At 68.0% G+C, this 4,192-nt stretch carries 5 protein-coding genes and 1 pseudogene; 5 read left to right on the top strand and 1 reads right to left on the bottom strand.

Going from position 1 to position 4,192, the window contains the following annotated elements:
* The 5 genes from C1I98_RS36150 to trxA all read left to right on the top strand — a co-directional run.
* The coding region (locus tag C1I98_RS36150; protein WP_233508481.1) for a galactose-binding domain-containing protein at positions 1-652 on the top strand (652 nt) is incomplete at its 5' end.
* A 13-nt stretch (positions 653-665) separates the two neighbouring features.
* Positions 666-1,310, top strand: a complete 645-nt coding sequence (sigM, locus tag C1I98_RS36145) for an RNA polymerase sigma factor SigM (protein ID WP_111171785.1) — start codon at positions 666-668, stop codon at positions 1,308-1,310.
* A complete protein-coding gene (locus tag C1I98_RS36140; RefSeq protein WP_111171784.1) occupies positions 1,300-2,229 on the top strand; it encodes an anti-sigma factor family protein in 930 nt (309 codons plus the stop codon). Before sigM ends, C1I98_RS36140 begins: the two co-directional genes overlap by 11 nt.
* Positions 2,230-2,424: 195 nt before the next feature.
* Positions 2,425-3,357: a thioredoxin-disulfide reductase gene (gene trxB, locus C1I98_RS36135; protein ID WP_111171783.1), complete on the top strand. Its 933-nt coding sequence runs from the start codon at positions 2,425-2,427 to the stop codon at positions 3,355-3,357.
* Positions 3,358-3,371: 14 nt separating this feature from the next.
* Positions 3,372-3,695, top strand: a complete 324-nt coding sequence (trxA, locus tag C1I98_RS36130; protein ID WP_111171782.1) for a thioredoxin — start codon at positions 3,372-3,374, stop codon at positions 3,693-3,695.
* A 216-nt stretch (positions 3,696-3,911) separates the two neighbouring features.
* On the opposite strand, the pseudogene C1I98_RS36125 reads toward trxA, so the two are convergent.
* Positions 3,912-4,192, bottom strand: a pseudogene (locus tag C1I98_RS36125) (GNAT family N-acetyltransferase); the annotation flags it as partial.

Raw genomic sequence — 4,192 nt, 5'->3', positions numbered from 1 at the left:
GACCATGCCCCCCACCATGCCCGGCCCGCACCAGCGCCGGCCCCAGCGGCCCGGCATGGTCAACCGGGCGATCATGACCGTGGTGGTGCTCGTGGTGATGGCGGTCGTCGGCATCGGGGCCTGGACCCTCGGGCGCAGCATCGCCGGGCCGACCGCCTCGAAGGCGGAGCCCACGGTGAGCGCCACCCCGACCGCCGAACCCACGCCCGTCAAGGCGTCCAGCGCCAAGGACTTCGACCCCAAGGGCACCGACGGAGGGGAGAACCCCGAGTACACTCGCAACGCGATCGACGGCAAGTCCGGCACCGAGTGGCACACCGACACCTACAACACCGCCGAGTTCGGGCGGCTGAAGGACGGCGTCGGCCTGATGCTCGACATGGGCAAGTCGATCAAGGTCTCCGAGGTGACCGTCACCTTCGCCAAGGCGTCCGGCGCGAAGGCCGAGATCAGGGTGGGCGACTCCCCCGACCTAGACGCGCTCAAGACGGTGGCCAAGCAGAGCAACGCCTCGGGCAAGACCACGTTCAAGCCCACCGCGGCCGCAAGCGGCCAGTACGTTTTGATCTGGTTTACGCGTCTTCCAGCCGACCAAGGCAGGTTTCGTGGCACCATCTATGACGTAGTGGTCTACTCCCCCGGATCGGCATAGCAGGACTCTCCTTGTGAATTCCCCACCCGAGAACCCATCAGAGGCAGATCAGAACCCCCGGCCAGAACGATCCGACGCCGAGCTTCTGACCAGCCACATCAACGGGGACCCGCACGCCTTCAGCGAGATCGTCAAGCGGCACCGAGACCGGATGTGGGCGGTCGCCCTGCGTACCCTCGGCGACCCCGACGAGGCCGCCGACGCCGTTCAGGACGCCTTCGTGTCGGCCTACCGCAAGGCGGAGAGCTTCCGCGGCGAGGCGGCGGTCACCACCTGGCTGCACCGCATCGTGGTCAACGCCTGCCTCGACCGGATGCGCCGCAAGTCGGTCCGCCCGGTCGCCGACGACGAGCTGATCGAGGCCGCCGAGCGCGACACGCCGATGCCCGACCACACCGGCGAGCGCGAGGTCTCCATGGAGGTCACCGCCGCCCTGCGGGTGCTGCCCACCGACCAGCGGGCCGCGCTGGTGCTCGTCGACATGATGGGCTACTCGGTGGAGGACGCCGCGCAGGTGCTCCAGGTGCCGAGCGGTACGGTGAAGAGCCGATGCGCGCGGGGCCGCGCGAAACTTGCCCCAATTCTTTCGCATCTGCGGAACCGATCAGACCTGTCTCGCGTCTCATCCGCGAAGGGAGTAGAACTTCGTGACGGGTGACACGCACTACGACCTGGAGATCCTTGCCGAGTTGGCAGAAGGTCTCCTTGATGACGCCGAAGCCCGGCCGGTCCGCGCACACCTGGCGGTGTGCGACCCCTGTGGGGAGCGACTGGCCGATCTCGCGGCGGTGCGAGAAGTGCTCGCGGCCACTCCGACACCGGCCATGCCGATGGGGGTCGCGCTACGGATAGACCAGGCGCTGGCTGCCGAGGCCGGGCGTACCGGACGGGTGGCGGCTGCCGTCGCCGACTCCCCCGACTGGGACCGGCTCATGGCCGACGCCCCGTGGGAGACCGCGTCCGGGCCCTCGCGGGAGCCTGCGCCCTCGCAGGAGCCTTCGCGGGAGCCGGAGCCGGTACGACTGGGCGTCGTCGCCGACGACGGCACGGTGGTCCCGGCCAAGCGGCGGACACGGCCGGCCAGACGCCGCAGATGGGCCATTCCGGTCACGGCTGCGGCGGCCGTGGCGGCGATCGCCGGTTCGGCGACGCTGTCCACCGGGCTGCTGACCGCTTCCGGAGGTGGTGGGCCGGCGCCGGTGGCTTCGGTACCGATCGTGTTGCCGCCACCGGCCAGCGTCGAGCCGAGCCAGGCACCGCGGCTGGCCTACAAGATTTCCGACAGCGACTTCAACTACAGCAACCGCGCCCTGCGCGAACCGCTCGGCGACTACTTCGCCCCGACCCGCGCCTGGCTCACCGCCGACTCGGTCGACGACAAGCTCATGCGCTGCATCGGACGGGTGTCGAAGCAGGTCGGCAAGGACCCCTTCCAGGTGGACCAGGGCTACTACGAGGGCCAGGAGGCATCGCTGATGCTCTTCCGGAAGAACAGCGCGTCCAACAAGGTCCAGGTACGCGTCCTCGACCCCGAATGCAAGAACCTCCGCAAACCCGCCCTCGGTACGTGGGACTGACCCCACTCCGATGACCTTGAAAGAGCCCGCCCCCGGCGGGCTCTTTCGCATTCCGGCCCCGGTGATGTCGCGGCGCGCCGCCAGGCCCTACCTTGATGGGTGAGCAGGCCACTTCGGCGTCCGGTGACCAGGCGGGAATCACAGCCGCCTAGGATCTGTTGACGCGACTGGCAACAGCGACGAAAGGCACAGAGCGTGAGCGACGTCCGTAATGTGATCATCATCGGTTCGGGGCCGGCCGGTTACACAGCGGCGATCTACTCCGCGCGTGCCGACCTACGCCCCCTGGTCTTCGAGGGCTCGGTGACCGCGGGCGGAGCACTCATGAACACCACCGACGTGGAGAACTTCCCCGGTTATCCCGACGGGATCATGGGCCCGGACCTGATGGACAACCTGCGCAAGCAGGCCGAGCGCTTCGGCGCCGAGCTGGTCGCCGACGATGTCGTCGAGGTCGACCTGGCCGCCGATCCGAAGGTCATCAAGACCGTCACGGACACGTACCACGCCAAGGCGGTCATCCTGGCCATGGGTTCGAGCTACCGCGAGCTGGGTCTGCCCAACGAGAAGCGGCTGTCCGGGCACGGTGTCTCATGGTGCGCCACCTGCGACGGGTTCTTCTTCCGCGACCAGGACATCGTGGTGGTCGGCGGCGGCGACTCGGCCATGGAGGAGGCGACCTTCCTCACCAGGTTCGCGCGTTCGGTGACGATCGTCCACCGGCGTTCGGAGCTCCGGGCCAGCAAGATCATGCAGGACCGCGCCTTCTCCAACGAGAAGATCCGCTTCCAGTGGGACTCCGAGGTCGAAGAGATCGTCGGCGACGACCGCGTCTCCGCCGTGCGAGTCCGCAACCTCAAGACCGGCGAGACCACCGAGCTCCCCGCGACCGGCGTGTTCGTGGCCATCGGCCACGACCCGCGCAACGAGCTCGTCAAGGGTCAGATCACGCTCGACGACGAGGGTTACATCAAGGTCCAGTCCCCGGGCACGGGCACCAATCTGCAGGGCGTCTTCGCCTGTGGCGATGTCGTCGACCACATCTACCGTCAAGCGATCACCGCCGCGGGCACCGGCTGCCAGGCGTCCCTCGACGCCGAGCGCTGGCTCACCCTTCAGGAAAGCTAAGGAGAGGTTCCATCATGGGCACCATCAAGAGCGTCACCGACGCGACCTTCGAGGCGGAAGTTCTCAAGAACGACAAGCTCGTGCTCGTGGACTTCTGGGCCGAATGGTGCGGGCCCTGCCGGCAGGTCGCGCCGATCCTCCAGGAGATCGCCAATGAGCAGGCCGACAAGCTGACGGTGGTCAAGCTCAACATCGACGAGAACCCGGCGGTTCCCCGCGATTACGGTGTACTCCAGATCCCCACACTGAACGTCTATAAGGACGGAGAGGTTGTGAAGCAGATAATCGGTGCCAAGCCGAAGGCCATGCTGCTTCGCGAGCTTGAGGGCATCCTCTAGAGCTCAACCCCACGGGGCTCTGGCAGTGCCCCCTGCGGCCAGGCACCGCGGCGCCTGCCGTACCACCGCTCTTCTGAGCGGCACCCACATAACCCGGCGGCTCCCTCGCCCGCAGCTCACCACTCCGGGCAAGGGAGCCGCCGCATGTGCGGGGGCTTGCGGGCTTTTCGGTCGGCTCGTTGTACCGATGCCGCCCACAGCGGCGCCTGAGAAGCTTCAGACGGGCCGCAGGGCGCGCTCTGGGCTCATGGACCCCAGCAGGCGCTCCAGTGCCACCTCGACGTCCTCACGCCACGAGACTGCGGTCTTCAGCTCCAGCCGGAGCCGCGGAAACCGCAGATGCGGACGAACCGTCTTGAACCCCACCGCCAGGAGGTAGTCGGCGGGCAGTACGCACCCCGGCTCCTCCCACTTCAGGTCACCGAACGCCTCGATGGCCTTGACCCCCCGCCGGGTCAGGTCCTTGGCCACCCCCTGGACCAGCATCCGCCCCAGCC

Origin of the sequence: Spongiactinospora gelatinilytica (assembly GCF_003236385.1) — a bacterium.
Classification (GTDB): Bacteria; Actinomycetota; Actinomycetes; order Streptosporangiales; family Streptosporangiaceae; genus Spongiactinospora; species Spongiactinospora gelatinilytica.
Note: the sequence above shows the minus strand (reverse complement) of the source record. Positions and strands in the feature narration are given on the sequence as shown.

Excerpts from the sequence above, each read along its gene's own strand:
- trxA (WP_111171782.1), top strand. The coding sequence starts at position 3,372 with ATGGGCACCATCAAGAGCGTCACCGACGCGACCTTCGAGGCGGAAGTT.